The sequence below is a fragment of the Streptomyces sp. NBC_01210 genome, assembly GCF_036010325.1.
GTDB lineage: Bacteria > Actinomycetota > Actinomycetes > Streptomycetales > Streptomycetaceae > Streptomyces.
In genome coordinates, this window is sequence record NZ_CP108549.1 from 675,527 (window position 1) to 693,378 (window position 17,852).

The 17,852-nt window shown below is 70.3% G+C and carries 13 protein-coding genes; 5 read left to right on the top strand and 8 right to left on the bottom strand.

Annotated features, from left to right (window positions below; genetic code table 11):
* The first annotated feature begins 203 nt into the window (after positions 1-203).
* A complete protein-coding gene (locus OG735_RS03050) occupies positions 204-1,640 on the top strand; it encodes a PP2C family protein-serine/threonine phosphatase (RefSeq protein ID WP_327321561.1) in 1,437 nt (478 codons plus the stop codon).
* Between the two features lie 119 nt (positions 1,641-1,759).
* Here OG735_RS03050 and OG735_RS03055 read toward each other — a convergent pair whose 3' ends face one another.
* A complete protein-coding gene (locus OG735_RS03055; RefSeq protein ID WP_327321562.1) occupies positions 1,760-3,253 on the bottom strand; it encodes a DNA-binding protein NsdB in 1,494 nt (497 codons plus the stop codon).
* A gap of 233 nt (positions 3,254-3,486) precedes the next feature.
* Here OG735_RS03055 and OG735_RS03060 point away from each other — a divergent pair, with 233 nt between their 5' ends.
* The 3 genes from OG735_RS03060 (at position 3,487) to OG735_RS03070 (ending at position 9,339) form a co-directional block, all read left to right on the top strand.
* Positions 3,487-4,611 carry an aminoglycoside phosphotransferase family protein gene (locus tag OG735_RS03060; RefSeq protein WP_327321563.1) on the top strand — a complete coding sequence of 375 codons (1,125 nt, stop codon included), beginning with the start codon at positions 3,487-3,489 and terminating at the stop codon, positions 4,609-4,611.
* Positions 4,612-5,019: 408 nt separating this feature from the next.
* Positions 5,020-6,945: an N-acetylmuramoyl-L-alanine amidase gene (locus tag OG735_RS03065; protein WP_327321564.1), complete on the top strand. Its 1,926-nt coding sequence runs from the start codon at positions 5,020-5,022 to the stop codon at positions 6,943-6,945.
* A gap of 171 nt (positions 6,946-7,116) precedes the next feature.
* Positions 7,117-9,339, top strand: a complete 2,223-nt coding sequence (locus OG735_RS03070) for a terpene synthase family protein (protein ID WP_327321565.1) — start codon at positions 7,117-7,119, stop codon at positions 9,337-9,339.
* Positions 9,340-9,477: 138 nt separating this feature from the next.
* Here OG735_RS03070 and OG735_RS03075 read toward each other — a convergent pair whose 3' ends face one another.
* From OG735_RS03075 to OG735_RS03085, 3 genes are all read right to left on the bottom strand, one after another.
* Positions 9,478-9,978: a hypothetical protein gene (locus OG735_RS03075; RefSeq protein ID WP_327321566.1), complete on the bottom strand. Its 501-nt coding sequence runs from the start codon at positions 9,976-9,978 to the stop codon at positions 9,478-9,480.
* Positions 9,979-10,045: 67 nt separating this feature from the next.
* Positions 10,046-12,961 (bottom strand): ATP-binding protein, encoded by a 2,916-nt coding sequence (locus tag OG735_RS03080; RefSeq protein WP_327321567.1) that lies wholly within the window; start codon positions 12,959-12,961, stop codon positions 10,046-10,048.
* 146 nt (positions 12,962-13,107) lie between these two features.
* A complete protein-coding gene (locus tag OG735_RS03085; protein ID WP_327321568.1) occupies positions 13,108-13,452 on the bottom strand; it encodes a hypothetical protein in 345 nt (114 codons plus the stop codon).
* A gap of 350 nt (positions 13,453-13,802) precedes the next feature.
* On the opposite strand from OG735_RS03085, the gene OG735_RS03090 reads away from it, so the two are divergent.
* On the top strand, positions 13,803-14,297 hold the full coding sequence (locus OG735_RS03090) for a hypothetical protein (protein WP_327321569.1): 495 nt from the start codon (positions 13,803-13,805) through the stop codon (positions 14,295-14,297).
* Positions 14,298-14,300: 3 nt separating this feature from the next.
* On the opposite strand, the gene OG735_RS03095 is transcribed toward OG735_RS03090, so the two are convergent.
* The 4 genes from OG735_RS03095 to OG735_RS03110 form a co-directional block, all read right to left on the bottom strand.
* Positions 14,301-14,531, bottom strand: coding sequence for a DUF397 domain-containing protein (locus OG735_RS03095; RefSeq protein ID WP_327328190.1), 231 nt, complete (start codon positions 14,529-14,531; stop codon positions 14,301-14,303).
* A 133-nt stretch (positions 14,532-14,664) separates the two neighbouring features.
* The gene (locus OG735_RS03100) at positions 14,665-15,846 is read right to left on the bottom strand and encodes a thiolase domain-containing protein (RefSeq protein ID WP_327321570.1); all 1,182 of its coding nucleotides are present in this window, start codon (positions 15,844-15,846) and stop codon (positions 14,665-14,667) included.
* Positions 15,843-16,895 carry a thiolase domain-containing protein gene (locus tag OG735_RS03105; RefSeq protein WP_327321571.1) on the bottom strand — a complete coding sequence of 351 codons (1,053 nt, stop codon included), beginning with the start codon at positions 16,893-16,895 and terminating at the stop codon, positions 15,843-15,845. The genes OG735_RS03100 and OG735_RS03105 overlap by 4 nt, the downstream gene beginning before the upstream one ends.
* Positions 16,895-17,848 carry a Zn-ribbon domain-containing OB-fold protein gene (locus tag OG735_RS03110; protein WP_327321572.1) on the bottom strand — a complete coding sequence of 318 codons (954 nt, stop codon included), beginning with the start codon at positions 17,846-17,848 and terminating at the stop codon, positions 16,895-16,897. The genes OG735_RS03105 and OG735_RS03110 overlap by 1 nt, the downstream gene beginning before the upstream one ends.
* Positions 17,849-17,852: the final 4 nt, after the last annotated feature.

The following is a 17,852-nucleotide window of genomic DNA, read 5'->3' on the forward strand; positions in this document are numbered from 1 at the left end:
AGCCTTGCTCGGGCCGGGATACAACGGTGATACAACGGTGTGCGCGGCGGCTCGGGGCAAACGGACGGCCCGTGACATATGACAGAGGCACCACCGTATCGAGTGTTGCCAAATCCCTTACGGGCCCTCGCTCCCTGTGCAACAGTCGTAACAGGTCCACTAATTCGGACCTGGCAGTGGCCGCGCCTGTATCGGAGTACGACATGCCGTCCCATGTGTTCGCGGACCGTCCCGCCCCGCAGCCGCCCGAGCGCGGCACCGTCGACGCGCTGATCTCTCAGACGCGCCGGCTGCGTGGCGACGTGGACGCCGTGCGACGGGACGCCGTGGTGGACGATGGCGACCCGCAGGGGCGGTGGCAGCGGGCCCTGTGCGACCTGGCGGTGCACCATCTCGACGATCTCGGCACTCACCTGGGACAGCTCAAGGAAGGGCTGCCGGAGGAAGCCGTCGATGCCTTCGAGGACGAGCTCGCCGCATACGAGGCGGACCACGCCCAGCGCACCGGTTCGCTGCTCAGCCGCGTCGGCAGCGCCGAGTGGAATCTCCTGACCGACGAGGTCAACTGGTCCGATGAGCTGTACCAGATCCTCGGCCGCGCCCCGGAGAGCGGACCCATGTCCCTGGACGAACTGCCGGCCATCGTGTTCGCGGAGGACCAGGCGCTGCTGACCGCGCTGGTGACGGACTGCCTCGTCGACGGCCGGCCCATCGACGGCGAATTCCGCATGGTCCGGGCCGACGGGCGGGTCCGTACGGTGCACATGATGGGCGAGCCCGTACTGGACGCCGACGGCTCCACCGCCTCCATGTGGGCCGTGCTCCGGGACGTGAGCGAGCTGCGCCGCAGCCAGCGCGCGGTGAGTGAGACCCGTGACTCGCTGCAGCGCCGGCAGCACTTCGTACAGACCGAGCGCCGGCTCGCGGTCGAACTGCAGGAAGCTGTACTTCCGCCCTGGCGCGGTTCCCTGCAGTTCCCGCTCGACGGACCCACCGCGCTGGACGTCTCCGCGCACTATCTGCCGTCCACGAACAGCGCGCTGATCGGCGGCGACTGGTACGACGCGATCCAACTACCTGGCGGCGATTCGCTGTTGAGCGTCGGCGACCTCACCGGGCACGGTGTGACCGCGACCTCGACGACGGCGATGCTGCTCGGCGCCCTGCGCGGAATGGCCGTGGCCGGGATCCGGCCCGGGCCGCTGATGGCGCATCTCAATCACCTGCTGGAGACCTCGGTCCAGCCCGCCCTGGGCAGTGCGGTGTGCTGCCGCTACAACCCGGCCGGACGGACCCTCACCTGGGCGCAGGCAGGACACCCCGCCCCGCTGCTGTTCCGCAACGGGACGGGGCGTGCGCTGACGCCGCCCGACGGGGTGCTGCTCGGAGCGACGTCCGCCGCCACGTACGAGCAGGCCGAGGTGCAGCTGCTCCCCGGCGATCTGCTGATCCTGCACACCGACGGGCTGACGCGCACGAGCGCTGCCGAGGAGGGCGACACGGACCGGCTGCTCGCGCTGGCACCGCGGTTCAGCGGGGCCCGTGACGCACAGGAGTGCGTACGGACGGTCGTCGAGGAGTTCGGTGAGAACGACCGCGAGCACGACGCCTGTGTGATGGTCGCGAGGATCGGCGCGTAGAACGCGCCTACCGGCGCTCGGCAGAACTGCTTCCTGGTGGTTGGGCGCGCCCGGATCGCTTGGATCGTTTGAGCCGACCCAGGCTGCTGGATCTATGGTTGTTCGCTGGAAGTGGTTCTCTAGATCTCGACGCTCCTCGACCTCTTCGAGGGGCTGTTGGGCAGGGCCAGCTGGATTTCCTCGCGCAGGTCCTGGATCCTCGGGTAGCCCGCGTAGTGCCCGGTCAGCCGATACATCTCCCGCAGCCTGTCCCATGTCCGGTGCGAGGAGGTCTCCCCCATCGAGACGAGCGCCAACCTGGCGTAGCGGTCGGCCTGTTCGGGGTCGTCGGCGATGAAGCACGCCGACGCCAACGAGATGTAGTCGAAGATCTTTGAGCGCTGGCGGCCGCCCTCGCGCAGCTCCAGCGCCTGTTTGGCGTGGTTCTGCGCGGTGTTCGCCGCAGTCGGATCGTGCTCGGCGAGGGTGCGGTACGCCAGTGCCTCCATGCCGTGCAGATCCGCCTCGTCGAACATCTGCATCCAACTGGGGGGCGGTACATCGCCCTTGTCGGATACGAACAGGTCCTCGGCCTCGCCGAGGGTGCGGCGCATGGCTTGACCGCGGCCCATGGAGGCCTGTGCCCAGGCTTCGATGGTGTGCAGCATCGCCCGGGTGCGCGGCAGGGTCTGTTCCCCGGAGCCGGACTTGGCGAGCTTCATCAGGTCCAGGGCGTCGTCAGGACGGCCCAGGTGGACCATCTGGCGGGCGGCCCTGGAGAGCGCTTCGCCGGCGCGCGGGCGGTCGCCGCCCTCGCGCGCCGCGTGGGCGGCGATGACGAAGTACTTCTGGGCGGTGGGTTCGAGGCCGACGTCGTGGGACATCCAGCCGGCGAGTACGGCAAGGTTGGCGGCAACGCCCCACAGGCGCCGCTGGAGATGGTCGGGGTGTCGGTAGGCGAGCATGCCGCCCACTTCGTTGAGCTGCCCCACAACGGCCTTGCGCTGGAGCCCGCCGCCACGGGCGGCATCCCAGGCGCGGAACACTTCGACGGAACGCTCCAGTGCCTCGATCTCCTGCGACCCGATGGGGGCGGCCTCATAGCGGTCGAACCCAGCGGGGTCGGCGTGCAGGGGACTGTCGATACGGGGTGCGTCCTGAGCGAGTGCGGGGTCGGTGTGCAGCCAGTCGTGCATGGCGCTGCTGAGTGCGGAGCCTGCGGCGAGCGCGGCGCCCGCGCCCACCAGGCCGCGTCGGTTGAGCATGAGGTCCATTCCCGTGAATTCGGTGAGGACCGCCGCCGTCCGTTCCGGCGCCCACGGAAGGCCGTCAGGGTTGTCAGCTCCCTGGACGTCCCGCCGTCTACCCGCTCGCCCGATCCGTACGAACCCGAGGTCCTCGATGGTCACGACACGACCGAGTCGCTCGGTGAACAGAGCTGCCAGCACTCGCGGCACGGGATCGCGCGGGGACTCCCCCATGTCGATCCAACGCCGCACCCGCGAGGTGTCGGTCGCCAGCTGAGGGTGGCCCATGGCCGCCGCCTGCCGGTTCACGAGTCTCGCGAGCTCCCCCTTCGACCAGCCGGCCAGGCCGAACAAGTCGTAGAGGCGGGTGTTGGGTTCTCCGGTCACGTCAAGCCCCCAGGTTCTCGGCTGAGTTGACAGTAACCCCCTGTCAGATGCCTGGCGACTATTCGCCAGGGTTCGCCAGGGTGCGCCAGATGGTGTGCCACCCGCGACCGGGTGTCACGTAGGAACGCGCCACCTCGGCCCGGCAGCCGGACGCATTCCCCAGGGTGCCGATCGGTTGCCGGGGCGGGGCCGCGTACGCAACTTGTCGGCACGCGAAGGGATCTGTAACCCGCATGTACACAGCATCGTCCTCCGTGTCCGCTCCGCCCCGGCCGCAGCGCTCCTCCGCTGTCCCGGCCGGCACCGGACCGTATCTCGACCCCACTCACGCCGGCCGGGTTCAACGGCCGGCGGGGATGGTCAGCCAACCCCTCAGCGGGAGAATCGACTTGTCCGGCCCTCAGGGCGCGCAGCTGCGGATGGCGATCGCGGCGGTGCACCGGATCTGCCCGGAGTTCAATCCGGTTCAGGTGCTGCGCCGGAGCGGACGTTCCGTACTGCTCGTCGGAACCACAGGACGCACCACGGCCGTTGCCAAATGCTTACTGGACCACTCGCCCGTCTGGGCCGAGCGGTTCCGTTACGAAATAGCTGCCTATCGCGCCTTCGTCCGGCACCGCCCACCGGTGCGGGCCCCGCGGCTGATCGCCGCGGATCCCGACAACTGCACACTGGTGATCGAGCGGATGCCGGGCCGGGCGGCGGCCCTTGCACGGCACCCGGCCGAGGCTCCGCCCCGTGCCGATGTACGGGCCGCCCTCGGCGCGATCGCCCGCCTCAACGCCTGGCGGCCGCCGGCCGGGATGTTCGACGCCCCGCTCGACTACGCGCCCCGGATCTCGCGCTATCACGAGCTGGGCCTGTTCACCGACCGTGACCTCGGCGATCTGCAGAAGCTCCTGCACGGTCTCGCGCACGCGGGCGGACGGCAGGGGATGGGGCAGTTCTGTCACGGTGATGCGCTGCTCTCCAACATCCTGCTGTCGCCTGCGGGTCCCGTGCTGGTCGACTGGGAGCACGCCGGCTGGTATCTGCCCGGCTACGACCTGGCGACGCTGTGGTCGGTGCTGGGTGATGCACCGGTAGCGCGTCGGCAGATCAGCCAGCTGGCGCAGCAGGCGGGAACGGCTGCGCGGGACGCGTTCCTGGTGAATCTGATGCTGGTGCTGACACGGGAGATCCGTACCTACGAGACGGCTGTGCAGCGGACGATGCGCGAGGCGGCACCTGCGGGTGCCGGTCATGTGCCGCCCGGTGGACTGTCGGCCGGTGAGGAACAGCGGCTGCTGCTGCGGCGGCTGCACGATGACTGCGCGCTGGCACGGCGGGCTGTGCGCGCTGCGGTCGGCACCCGCTGACCGGCCACCACAAGGGGGAAGTGCGCTACGCGCCCAGTGCCGACACACTGGGCGCGTAGCGCACTGTGGTGCTCGGGTGGTTGTGGAACATGGCCAGAGGGTGTGGCAATCGTCAGGTGTCTGCCCGACCTCGTGACTCCCACGCCGGGATGGTCGAACTCTCCTTCCGTATACGGATATTGGTCCAGGCCACTGACGCCCCGCAGGCCCGCGGCCCCTCACCGCGAAACTTCGCGGCACCCGCGCTGACGTGCGAAATCCTTGCGGCTGAGCATGATTGACGGATCGTCCGAGAGCCGATACCCCTGTAGTCGGGTCCGACCCCGCAGGCCCGTCGCGCACCATTCGTCCCTGGAGGCTGCCTTGCAAGGATCCGCCCCCGCACGACTGAGTGGCGCCCGTCGCCGCATGCTGAGGGCAGGGGGCGCGGTGGCCTCCGCGGCCCTGCTGCTGCCACTGGTCTCGGCCGGCCCGTCCGCCACGGCGGAGCGGCCCTCGTCCGGCGCTCTGCAGCACGACTTCGCCGCGGCGGCCGCCCAGTACGGTGTGCCGCAGAGCGTGCTGCTCGGCGTTTCCTATCTGCAGTCCCGCTGGGATACGCACGACGGTGCGGCGAGCGTCACCGGTGGTTACGGGCCGATGCATCTGACCGACGCCAGGACGGCGCTCGCCGAGGCGCCGCACCATTCGCACGGCACCGAGGACGCGCGCGGCGACGAGGCGCGTACGGCCCGGACGGTCACCGAGGCCGCTCCGCCCAGGGCGTCCGAACTCCCGGCCCGGCTGAGGACCTTGGACCGTGCGGTCGAGCTCTCCGGGATCTCCGCCGAGCAGCTGCGCGACAGTCCGGCCGCCAATGTGCGCGGCGGTGCGGCTCTGCTCGCCGACGCACAGAAGAAGCTGGGCCTGCCGTTGAGCGAGAACCCTGCCGACTGGTTCGGCGCGGTGGCGCGGTTCTCCGGCGCGGACGACACTGCGACCGCCACGACGTACGCCAACGATGTCTTCGACGTGATCCACACGGGCCAGACGCGCGTCACCGACAGTGGGCAGCGGGTCGCGCTCGCGGCCGACCCGGCCGCGGCCCCCGACCCTGCGCAGGCGGCACGGCTCGGGCTGCGCACAGCTGACGCGAAGAAGACCGAGTGCCCTCGGACGGTGGCCTGCGAGTGGATCCCCGCGCCGTACGAGGAGTTCGGCGACGGCGACTACGGCAACCACGATCTGGCGGACCGGCCCGCGTCCCAGTCGGTGAAGTACATCGTCATCCATGACACCGAGGGCTCCTGGGACACCACTCTGAAGCTGGTGCAGGACCCGACGTATGTCTCCTGGCAGTACACCCTGCGCTCCTCGGACGGGCACGTCGCGCAGCACGTGCCGCTCAAGGACGTGGCCTGGCACGCCGGCAACTGGTACGTGAACGCCAAGTCGGTGGGTCTGGAGCACGAGGGCTTCCTGGTTTCGCCGGACGCCTGGTACACGGAGGCGATGTACCGCTCGTCCGCCCGGCTGGTGAGGTATCTGTCGAAGCGGTACGACATCCCGCTGGACCGCCAGCACATCCTCGGTCACGACAATGTGCCGGGCACGACCGCCGCGACCATCCGTGGGATGCACACCGACCCGGGCCCGTACTGGGACTGGTCCCACTACTTCCAGCTGCTCGGCAACCCCCTCAGGCGGACCGCCGGACCGGCGAGTGGTGTGGTGACCATCCGCCCCGACTACCTGGGCAACCAGCCGGTGTACACGGGCTGCGCGACTGCCGGACAGGCGTGTGTGCCGCACGGGTCGGGCGCGGTCCGGCTGCACATTGCGCCCGCCGAGGACGCCCCGCTCGTCAAGGACATCGGTCTGCGTCCGGGCGGACAGGACTCCACGATCGACGTCAATGACACCGGCGCCCGTGCCTCGACCGGCCAGCAGTACGCGGTCGCCGGGCGCCAGGGCGACTGGACGGCGATCTGGTACCTGGGCCAGCAGGCCTGGTTCCACAACCCGCGCAAGCAGCCGACGGCGGTCGGCGCCCGGGGCTGGGTGCTCACGCCGAAGGAGGGCGTGGCGGAGATTCCGGTGTACGGGCGGGCCTATCCGGAGCCGGCGGCGTACCCCACCGATGTGCCGGTGCAGCCGATCTCCCCGCTGCCGTACAAGCTTCTCGCCGGCCAGCGGTACGTGGTCGGTGACCGGACTTTGGGCGAGTACCTGTACGCGACGACGTTCGACACCGCCGGACACCGGGTGGTGCGCGGCACGGAGGCGTACTACGAGATCCAGTTCGGGCACCGGGTCGCCTTTGTGAAGGCGTCCGACGTGCGCGTACTGAAGTAGCCGCGGTGCGCCACCGTTCGTGGGGTCCGGTGGCGCACCGTCCTCTCTTTTGCGGGCTTGTGTGACTAATCGCCGTGGAGCGTGGGCCGTACGGGCGACGGGTAGGGCTGGGCCGTCCACCTCCGGTCCGCGCTCTCGCGCGCGGATGCTCACCGAAAGGCCCTGGCGCACATGGCACAGCCCTTCGTACTGCCGGACTTCTACGTTCCGTATCCGGCGCGGCTCAATCCGCATCTCGAGGCGGCACGACGGCACACCAAGGAGTGGGCGCATCGGATGAAGATGCTGGAGGGTTCCGGCATCTGGGAGGAGAGCGACCTCGACGCGCACGACTACGCCCTGCTGTGCTCGTACACCCATCCCGACTGCGACGCCGACGCGCTCTCCCTGGTGACCGACTGGTATGTGTGGGTCTTCTTCTTCGACGACCACTTCCTGGAGATCTTCAAGCGCAGCCAGGACCGCGACGGTGGGAAGGCATATCTGGACCGGCTGCCGGCCTTCATGCCGATGGATCTTTCGGCGGATACGCCCGAGCCCACCAACCCGGTCGAGGCGGGTCTCGCCGATCTGTGGGCGCGGACCGTGCCCGGCATGTCCGACGGCTGGCGGGTCCGGTTCGCCGAGGCCACCGAGAATCTGCTGAACGAGTCCCTCTGGGAACTGTCCAACATCAACGAGGGGCGCATCGCCAACCCCGTCGAGTACATCGAGATGCGCCGCAAGGTGGGTGGCGCTCCCTGGTCGGCATGTCTTGTGGAGTACGTGGCGCGGGCCGAGGTCCCGAAGTCCGTCGCGGACTCCCGGCCGCTGCGGGTCCTGCGGGACGCCTTCTCGGACGGTGTGCATCTGCGCAACGACCTCTTCTCGTACCAGCGCGAGGTCGAGGCCGAGGGCGAGAACAGCAATGGCGTACTGGTACTGGAGACCTTTCTGGGCTGTACGACCCAGGAGGCGGCCGAGGCGGTCAATGATCTGCTGACCTCACGGCTGCAGCAGTTCGAGAACACATTCTTCACCGAACTGGGGCCGCTCTGCGCCGAGATGGGCCTCGATCCGGCGGGGACCGCCGCTGTGCTGGCCTATGTGAAGGGTCTGCAGGACTGGCAGTCCGGCGGCCATGAGTGGCACATGCGCTCCAGCCGCTATATGAACGAGGACGCACCCACCGGCCCACAGCTCCCGGGGGGCGCCTCCGGGATGGCCGCGGCTTCCATCCGGCTCACTCCGCGCGCGGAGGCCGCCAGGTGGCGCAGCCTCACCCATCTGCCGCACCAGCGGGTGGGTCCGTCCCAACTGCCGGAATTCCTTATGCCGTTCAAGACGACGCTCAGTCCTCATCTGGAGGGCTCGCGGGTCCGGACGGTCGAGTGGGCCCGCCGGATGGGCATGCTGGAAGCTCAGCCGGGGCTGCCCGGATCGCATGTCTGGGACGAGCGGAAGGTGGCGGGCTTCGACTTCCCGCTCTGCGCGGCGGGGCTCCACCCGGAAGCGACGCCCGAAGAGCTCGATCTGTCGTCGGCCTGGCTGACCTGGGGCACGTACGGGGACGATCTCTTCCCCGCGGCGTACGGACGCTCCCGCGATCTGGCCGGGGCGCGGGCCACCAACGAGCGGCTCTCGTTGTTCATGCCGGTGGACGGCTCTCCGGCACCGGACCCCTCCAGCGCGATGGAACGCGGTCTGGACGATCTGTGGCAGCGCACGGCGGGCCCGATGTCCGCGAAGGACCGCCGCACCTTCCGCGAGTCCGTGGAGATCATGACGGCATCCTGGCTGTGGGAGCTGGCCAATCAGGCACAGCACCGCATCCCGGATCCGGTGGACTACATCGAGATGCGACGTCACACCTTCGGCGCCGAGATGACGACGAGGCTGTGCCGGATCCGGCACGGCGAACGGGTGCCCGAGGAGATCTATCTCAGCGGTCCCGTCCGCTCTCTGGAGAACGCCGCCATGGACCAGGCCACGCTCCTCAACGATCTCTTCTCCTACCAGAAAGAGATCGAGTACGAGGGCGAGGTGCACAACGCGGTCCTGGTCGTGCAGAACTTCTTCGGCGTCGACTACCCGACGGGAGTGTCGATCGTCGGCGATCTGATGAACTCGCGGATGCGGCAGTTCCAGCACGTCGCCACGCATGAGCTGCCGCAGCTCTACGACGACCTCGGCCTGGACGACGAGACCCGGGGGATCCTGGACGGCTATGTCCACGAGCTGGAGAACTGGATGTCCGGGATCCTGACCTGGCACCGCGGCTGCAGGCGCTATCGCGAGGAGGATCTACGGGCCGGACATGCCGCTCCGTGGCGGCTGAACGGCCCCTCCGGACCGGGCACTTCGGCGGCCCGTGCCCTGACGCTGTTCGCCCGGATGCCTGCCGTCAGGACGTAGCGCGTACAGCACAGAGCACGGTCGGAACACAGCATGACCAGAACACGGCACCGTCAGAACACAGCACCGGCCGTTGCGGCCCACCGTGCACACGATCGCGGCGGGCCGTGCCGCCGGACCGGGGGCGGCCTGGGGTTCTCAGCCCTGCTGGAACAGCTCTGCGGGCAGCGGCTTGAGCAGTGCGTACAGATCGTCCGTGATCGGCCGGTCCCAGCTGGCGATGGTGACCAGGACATTGTCGCTGCGGTCGAACTGGACGCAGGAGATACGGCTTTCGGAGAGCTTGAGACGCCGCACGATCAGCAGGTTGTCGCCCTGCATCACCGGCATGTCCTCGACGTCCACCACATCGACGGGCTCGTCGTTCTCCAGCGCGAGCAGCAGCTGCGCCACCTCGAAGGGAATCTCGCCCTCTTCGATGTCGCGGGCCGGCGAGCCCTCCGGCAGATTGCCGATGATCATCGCGGGGCCGCGGCCGCCGAACAGGTCGTACCGCAGGAAGACGCCCTGGCAGGTGCCGTCGGGAGCGGGAAGGAGCCCGGCGCCGAGATTGCCGGGCCAGTCCCCCGGGTCCATGGCCAGGACATCGAAGTCCGGGCCCGCGGGGGTGGCGGCGCTGCGGCGGCGGAGGAAGGACATACCGCCATGGTACGTGTCCGGGCGGGCCCGGCCGAGCCGGGGCCCGGTGCCTCTTGGACGCCGTCTGTCACCGTGCACGAGAGCCGTCCAGGGTGTCGGCGAGACCGTCGCCGAGGGCCTCCGCCAGGCCCGCCGCATCGGTGCCCACCTTGCGGTAGACGGCGGAGAGCAACCTGATCACGGCCTGCTCGTCGACGTGGAGGGTGGCCGCCACGGCGGCGGTGTCGCGTCCCTTGACCGTCAGCACGGCCGCGGTCCGTTCGCGGGCGGTGAGGGCGTCGGTCTCGATGGCACGCAGCTGCCGCGGCCGCAACCCGGCGGCGGCGAGTTCGTCACGGGCCGTGTCCGCGAGCCCGTCCGCGCCGCACTGCCCGGCCGCGTCGAGACCCCGGTAGAGGTGCTCGGCGGCTTCCTGCGGACGACCGGTACGGCGCAGATGCGTACCGAGGTCGACGAGGGCGCGGGCAAGTTCGTACGCGGCGGGTGAGCGCTCCAGCCGGAACACGGCCTCTTCGAGGAAGGCGGTGCGTTCGGTGCCGCCGGAGACTTCGGCGGCGACGCGCAACGCCTGGCCGATCGCCGAGGCCGTGGCGAACCTGCGGGCGCGGTCCACCGCTTCGAGGGCGGTCTCCCGGGCACGTTCCGGAGTGTCGTGCGCCTCCGCGAGGGCGAGGTGGAGCTGCCAGGGGCACCAGGCGGGGTTGCGCATTCCACGCGGGTCGAGCCGTCGGCCGGCCGCGGCGAGTTCCACGGCCGCCTCCTTCGGGCGGCCGCAGGCGAGCAGTAGTTCGCCGTACACGGTCTGGGAGTCGGGGAAGGTCACAGCCGCGGGGAAGGGTTCGCCGAAGCCGTGGTCCTGTGCGACCCGTACGGCCTCGTCGGTACGTCCCCGGGCGAGCAGGACCTCGACGAGCGTGCCGAGCGCATACCACTCGACGGGTGTACGGGGACCAACCCGTTCGGCGAGCCGCAGCCCGGCCCGTACGAAGTCCTCCGCCTCCGCCAAACGTCCGCGCCGGAAGCGGATGTAGGCGAGGAGGGTGTACGCGAACGAGAGGTGCGCGCCGCGCCAGCCCTGGCGTTCGAACTCCGCGGTGCCGACCGCGAACAACTCCTCGGCACGGCCCGGGCGGTCGGCGTAGAGAAAGGTGAGGGCGACCAGGACGGGAACTTCGAAGCCACGGTCCTCGGCGGCCCAGCCCAGTCCGCCGTCGAGGGCGCGTTCGGCGTGGCGGAGGGCGACGGAGGCGGGTTCGGCGCGCAGCATGGCGTCCCAGCCGCGGAGGCCGATGATGTAGCGCTCGGTGAGGTCTCGTCCGGTGAGCCGGTCGGCGAGTCGGGCCAGCCGCCTGGAGCGGGCGGGCGAGTCGGGCTCGTCGGCGCGGAAGGCGTCCCACATGAATTTCTCTGCCTGCATACGCAGCCGGGCGCGCGGGTCGGTGGTGAGGCGGGCTTCGCGGGCCAGGGTGTCTGAGGCCTCGCCGAGACGGTCGCTGTGGGCGAGGACCTGGGAGAGGCGGTAGACGATGCCCTGGCGCAGGGCGGGATCGGCGATGGGCTCTTCGAGGGCCGCGCGCAGATGGTTGACGGTGGTGGCGGGTTCGGTGAGCAGGGAGGCGCAGCCGAGTTCGTAGAGGACGGCGGCCCGGTCCTCGAAGGGCGGGGGTTCGCGCAGGGCGCGGGCGAGATGGCGGCGGGCGGCGTCGGGGGCTCCGGCGCGCAGGGTCTCGCGGGCGGCCTGGCGCAGCTGGTGGACGACCCAGGGGTCGCCTTCGGGATGGGTCTCCATGAGGTGCCGGGCTGCTGCGGTGGAGCCGAGTCCGGCGTCGACGACGGACCAGGCGGCCTGGCCGTGCAGGGCGACACGCACGGCATCGGGGATGGCGCGGTAGACGGCGGTGGCGATCAGAGGGTGGACGAATTCGAGGGTGTCGGAGCCGGTGAGGATGCGGGCGTCGCGCAGCCGGTCGGCGGCGTCGGCGGCCGTTTCGCTGCCGAGGCCCGCGACGGCGGCGGCGAGGGCGGGCGGGATTTCGGTGCCGAGTACGGCGCCGGCCCAGGCGAGACGCACGGTGGAGGTGCCGAGACGGTCCAGGCGGGTGACGAGTCCGCTTCCTTTGACGGCGGCGGCGAGGTCGCGCAGGAGGTGGGCGCCGGCCTCGTTGGGTTCGAGTCCCCGGTCGTGGACTTTGGCCGTGAGTTCGACGGCTTCGAAGGGGTTGCCCGCGGTGACGGCCCAGCATTCGCGGCAGAACGCGTCGTCGGCGTGGGCGCCGAGCCGGTCGCGTACGAGCCGGCCGACGGCCGGTGCCGTGAGGGGTTCGAGGTCGATGGGACGGTGTCCGGCCCGGCCGGGGAGTCCGCGGAACTGCTGGGCGTGGTCGGGGAGTTCCTCGGGTCGGTAGGCGACGACGAGCAGCATCGGCAGTTCTTCGGCGCGTGGCGCGAAGGCGGCGAGCCAGCTCAGCGACTCCGGGTCGGCCCAGTGTGCGTCGTCGAGGACGAGGACGAGCGGGGCGCGCTGGACGGCGAGATGCGTGAGAACCCAGTCAAGGCCGTCGCGCAGACCCTGCGGGTCGGGCGGGGCGCCCGCCTCCGCGGTGCACAGGCCGAGTGCGGGGCCGACGATGGCGTACCAACTTCCGAGCCGCAGACGGAGTGCGGTGTCGGAGGAGCCGGCGAGCTGCGGCTGGATGAGCTGACGGGCGACATGGAAGGCGACGCGCTGTTCCTGGTCGCCGCCTCGCGCGGAGAGCACGGTGCAGCCCTTTGCGGCAGCGCGGCGGCGGACCTCGGTCAGGAGGGTTGTCTTACCGAGGCCCGCGTGGCCGGCAAAGGCGAGCAGTGCGCCGCGCGGGCGCTCGGGAGGTTCCGCGTCCTCCGGATGGAGGCCGACCAGCTCGCTCAATGCTTCGTCAACAGCGGCCAGTTCGGCTTCGCGCTCGAAGAGCCGACGCCTGTTTCTGCCGGCGCGTCGCGTCATGGTGCACCCCCACGGCCGGGGCGTGCGTCCGGCGCGGCAAGGGGGCTGCCGGACGTACGTCCTCGAGGCACCTCAGAGTACGCCCGCGAGGCCGTGCGCGGACCGGCCTTGCGAAACGCGGTTGTGCGGAGTGCTCCGCAGGCTCGTCAGGCCGTCTGAGTGGGGCCGAGCCCGGGGGCGACAGACCCGTTGATCTTCTCTATGGCCTGCCGGGCGTGCTCACCGGGTGTGCGAGCCGTGAGCGACGACACCGTGGAGGGCGCACCGGGCTGAGTCCGCTCCGGTGCGGGGCGTGCGTGGGATGCCGACCGCGTACGCAGCCGATGGCTGGCGGCCTCGTCGAGACCCACCGGACGCTGCATCTGAGCAGCCAGCCGGCCGGCCTCCTGCCCCAGCGCCGCAACGTCCTCCCACTGCAGACGGACCACCAGGCGGAGTTCGGCCTCGCCGTCCGGAAGAGCTTGAAGAGGAGGATTGGTGGGCTCATTCATGGGCTGATCCCTCACAGTCTCGGAACGGAATCCTCGTGGGAAAGCTGCGCACCCCGGTTCCGGTGTGCGCAGAGAGATACGGGAAACTCCGTCGCCGCGTTCAATGCCCGGCGCGCGTGCCGCGAGCCGCGGCGCCGAACCCGTCGGCGGGCCTGGGCAGTCCTGGCGTACAGCCCGCGCGGTCATGGCGAAACAGCAGCGCCGCACTGAAGCAGTACGGACCGCACAAGTATCGTCGGGATGCTCGACACCGGACCATGGGGGGAATCGCGGAATGACGAACGACGATGTGCTGGCGGTGTGCCGCAGCAACTGGGAGTACCGGGGCCTCGACGGCTTCCGTACGGGAGTTGCTCAAAAATCTCTCCAAGGAACTCGCGGACGCCGAGGCGGCCGGGCGCACCCCGAAGGACGTCGTCGGCCAGGACATCACGGCGTTCGCCGCGTCCCGGGCCCGGGTTCACCGCCCGCTGCCGTACCGGCTGCTGCGGATGGCCGCGACGGTTTCCTTCGTTCTCGGCGTGGTGCTGCTGCTCGGGCACCTGCTCCGGTGGAGCACGGTGCTGCCCGTGCTCCCGAGCCGTATCGCCTTCTACGCCGCCGTCGCGGCGGTGACCGTCGCCTGGGAGCTGCGCCGCGGCAGCCTCGGCATACGCAAGGGCTGGCTGCTCGCCTTCGTGGTCGGCCTGCCGGTCATGGTGATCACCGACCGGCTGGCCGGCGACCAGCCGCTGTTCGACCTGCCTCTGTGGGGCACGCTTGTGCTTTTGCTGCCCGGTCTGCCGTACGCCGTCGTCGACGCCCGCGCAAAGAGGACGGAGAAGGCGGCTCAGACGGTCACATGACCGTCACGTGAGGTCGAACTCCCCCTCGCGGGCGTTGATGACAAAGGCGCGCCACTCGGCGGGGCTGAAGATCAGCGACGGGCTCTCCGGCCTGGCACCGTTGCGCATGGCGATGAATCCCTCGACGAAGGCGATCTGGACGTCCCCCGTTCCCTGGCTGCTCGACTGCCAGTCGGCATTGCTGAGGTCGAGTTCGGGCTTGTCCCAGCCCGAAAACATCTGCGTGGTGGTCATGCTCTCGGCCACGTCCGTGCTCCTCCCGGTTCGTCGTCCGGGCCTCAGACTAGCGACCGTCTCCGGTCACGGACAGGCCACGGAAGAAGGACCGCGGCCTGTCCGACGTGACGCGCCGCCGCAGGGGGACGGATCATGTCGTGGGCGGTTCGGCGCCGACCAGCCACATGGAGAAGAACTGTGCTCCGCCGCCGTAGGCGTGCCCCAGTGCTTTACGGGCTCCCTCGACCTGGTGCTCGCCGGCCCGGCCGCGCACCTGGAGGGCTGCCTCGGCGAAACGGATCATGCCGGAGGCACCGATGGGGTTGGTGGACAGCACCCCGCCCGACGGGTTGACAGGCAGATCGCCGTCGAGTTCGGTGACGCCGGACTCGGTGAGTTTCCAGCCCTCGCCCTCATCGGCGAAGCCCAGGTTCTCCAGCCACATCGGCTCGTACCAGGAGAAGGGGACGTACATCTCGACGGCGTCGATCTCACGGCGCGGGTCGGCGATCCCTGCCTGCCGGTAGACATCGGCCGCGCAGTCCTTGCCTGCCTGCGGCGACACGAAGTCCTTGCCCGCGAACATCGTGGGTTCGCTGCGCATCGCGCCGCCGTGCATCCACGCGGGCGGCCGCGGTGAACGGGCCGCGCCCGCGCGATCGGTGAGGATCATCGCGCACGCGCCGTCGGAGGACGGGCAGGTCTCGGAGTAACGGATCGGGTCCCAGAGCATCGGCGACGCCTGGACCTTCTCCAGCGTGATGTCGTGCTCATGGAGATGGGCGTACGGATTCTTCAGGGCGTTGCGGCGATCCTTGTACGCGACGAGGGAGCCGACCGTGTCGGGGGCACCGGTGCGGCGCATGTACGCCCGTACGTGCGGGGCGAAGAAGCCGCCCGCGCCCGCCAGCAGCGGCTGCTGGAAGGGGATCGGCAGGGACAGGCCCCACATGGCGTTGGACTCGGACTGCTTCTCGAAGGCGAGGGTGAGCACGGTGCTGTGCACGCGGGAGGCCACCAGATTGGAGGCGACGAGCGCGGTGGAGCCGCCGACCGAGCCCGCGGTGTGCACGCGCAGCATGGGCTTGCCGACCGCGCCGAGCGCATCGGCGAGATAGAGCTCCGGCATCATCAGGCCCTCGAAGAAGTCGGGGGCCTTGCCGATGACGACGGCGTCGATGTCCGCCCAGGTCAGCTGGGCGTCATCCAGGGCCTGCCGGGCCGCTTCGCGTACGAGACCGGCGATGGAGACGTCCCGGCGGGCGGCGACGTGCTTGGTCTGACCGATACCGACGACGGCCACGCACTCTTTGGATGTCGCAGCCTTGCTCATGACTCTCCCTCGAGTACGGCGACCAGATTCTGCTGGAGGCAGGGGCCGGAGGTGGCGTGGGCGAGCGCCCGGCCGGACTCGCCGCGGTGAATACCGGCGGCGGCCTCGCCGAGGCGGATCAGGCCCGCGGCCATGATCGGGTTGGCGGCGAGCGCTCCGCCGGACGGGTTGACCCTCACGCTGTCGTTGAGCTTGAGGGTGCGGCGCAGGACTACTTCCTGGGAGCTGAAGGGGGCGTGCAGCTCGGCGGTGTCCACCGGCCGTTCGAAGGCTCCGGCGTGTTCGGCGGCGATGCGGGTGGACGGCGAGTCGGTGAGGTCGCGTACGCCGAGGCTGTGCGGCTCGATGCGGTGGTCCATGCCACGGATCCAGGCGGGGCGCTCGCACAGCTCGCGGGCGCGGTCCCCGGCCGCGAGGATCACCGCGGCCGCGCCGTCGCCGATGGGCGGGCAGTCCCCGGTCCGCAACGGCCGGACGAGGTAATCGCCCGACGGAACCGGACCCTTCAGTTGAGCGTGCGGGTTGTCCGAGGCGTCGGTGCGGCTGCGGGCCGCGACGGCGGCGAGCGCGGGCTCGTCCGCCGCGCCGGCGTCGATCAGCGCCTGTGCCTGGAGTGCGGCGAGCGCAACCGAGTCGGGCCAGAGCGGCGCGACGTAGTACGGGTCGAGCTGACGGGTCAGTACATCGCGCACCTCGCCCGGCGAGGACTTGCCGTAGGCGTAGACGAGGGCGGTGTTCGCCTCGCCGGTGAGGATCTTCACCCAGGCCTCGTAGAGCGCCCAGGCGCCGTCCATCTCCACATGGGACTCCGAGATCGGCGGCCAGGCGCCGACGCCGTCGAGGGCCATGGTGAAGGAGAAGGCCCGGCCGGCGAGATAGTCGGTGGAGCCGGAGCAGGTGAAGCCGATGTCGCTGGTCTGCAGTCCGGTCTGCCGCAGCACGTCGTGCAGCACCGGCATCACCATCTCGACCTCGGAGAGCTCGTCGGTGCGCCGCAGCGTGTCCGTCTGCGCGAAGGCGACGATGGCCACGTCCCTGGCGTATCGCATCAGAGCAGCTCCTTGTACTGGTCGTAGTCGGCGTCCGGCTCGCCGGTGGGCCGGTAGTGGTCGGGGTGGCGGCTGCTTGACGTCCACACCGGTTCGACGCGCAGGCCCATGCGCACCTGGTCGTACGGGATGCCGCCGATGCGTCCGTGCAGGGCGAGGTCGGCGCCGTCGAGGGCGATGTGCGCGTAGACGTACGGCACTTCGATGTCGAGATTGGCCGTATGCGCAGCCTTGATGTTGACGATGCAGTAGGTGGTGACGGTGCCGCGCGGCCCGACCTCGACCTGCTCGGTGGTGGCGACGCCGCAGGTGGGGCAGGCGCCACGGGGCGGGACGTACACCTTCCGGCAGGACGGGCAGCGCTCGCCGACGGTCCTGCGTCCCGCGAGGGCGTTGATGTAGCCGGACTGGGCGCGGCCCGGCGAGTAGGTGTAGTCGAGCCGGGCGGGAGTCACGATGGCGGTGACCGCGTCGTCGAACACGCCGCTGTGCCCGGTGACGTGAGTGGCCGGCTCGCTGTCGGCCGGCTCGAAGCAGGCGATGTCGGTGATGGCTCCTGTGCGCTCCTGGGCCCAGCGGATACGGACGCGCATTCCGCTGCGTATGTCGTCGGGGCCCGGCGCGTCGAGGACATGGAGGAGCGAGGTGTCGGCGCCGTCGAGCTTCACCAGCACCCAGGCGAAGGGCGTCGTCAGCGGTTGGTCGCGGCGCGGGCTGGGGTTCCAGGCCCAGGTGGTGACGGTTCCGGTGGCGCCGACCTCGACCAGATCGCGGATCTCCTCGGCGGTGGCGGGGTCGTACTCGACGGGTGGTACGAGGACCTTGCCGTCACCGGTCCGCACACCGAGTACGGTGCGCTCGCGCAGTCCGGTGAGGAAAGCGCTCTGTACGGGGCCGAGGGAGCGGGTGAACGGGAACTCGACGACCAGCGGTGCACTGAGGAGCTCGGGCATCTGG

Excerpts from the sequence above, each read along its gene's own strand:
- OG735_RS03095 (WP_327328190.1), bottom strand. The coding sequence starts at position 14,531 with ATGACCACCACGCAGATGTTTTCGGGCTGGGACAAGCCCGAACTCGAC.
- OG735_RS03075 (WP_327321566.1), bottom strand. The coding sequence starts at position 9,978 with ATGTCCTTCCTCCGCCGCCGCAGCGCCGCCACCCCCGCGGGCCCGGAC.
- OG735_RS03050 (WP_327321561.1), top strand. The coding sequence starts at position 204 with ATGCCGTCCCATGTGTTCGCGGACCGTCCCGCCCCGCAGCCGCCCGAG.
- OG735_RS03100 (WP_327321570.1), bottom strand. The coding sequence starts at position 15,846 with ATGAGCAAGGCTGCGACATCCAAAGAGTGCGTGGCCGTCGTCGGTATC.
- OG735_RS03060 (WP_327321563.1), top strand. The coding sequence starts at position 3,487 with ATGTACACAGCATCGTCCTCCGTGTCCGCTCCGCCCCGGCCGCAGCGC.
- OG735_RS03080 (WP_327321567.1), bottom strand. The coding sequence starts at position 12,961 with ATGACGCGACGCGCCGGCAGAAACAGGCGTCGGCTCTTCGAGCGCGAA.
- OG735_RS03065 (WP_327321564.1), top strand. The coding sequence starts at position 5,020 with ATGCTGAGGGCAGGGGGCGCGGTGGCCTCCGCGGCCCTGCTGCTGCCA.
- OG735_RS03110 (WP_327321572.1), bottom strand. The coding sequence starts at position 17,848 with ATGCCCGAGCTCCTCAGTGCACCGCTGGTCGTCGAGTTCCCGTTCACC.
- OG735_RS03085 (WP_327321568.1), bottom strand. The coding sequence starts at position 13,452 with ATGAATGAGCCCACCAATCCTCCTCTTCAAGCTCTTCCGGACGGCGAG.
- OG735_RS03070 (WP_327321565.1), top strand. The coding sequence starts at position 7,117 with ATGGCACAGCCCTTCGTACTGCCGGACTTCTACGTTCCGTATCCGGCG.
- OG735_RS03105 (WP_327321571.1), bottom strand. The coding sequence starts at position 16,895 with ATGCGATACGCCAGGGACGTGGCCATCGTCGCCTTCGCGCAGACGGAC.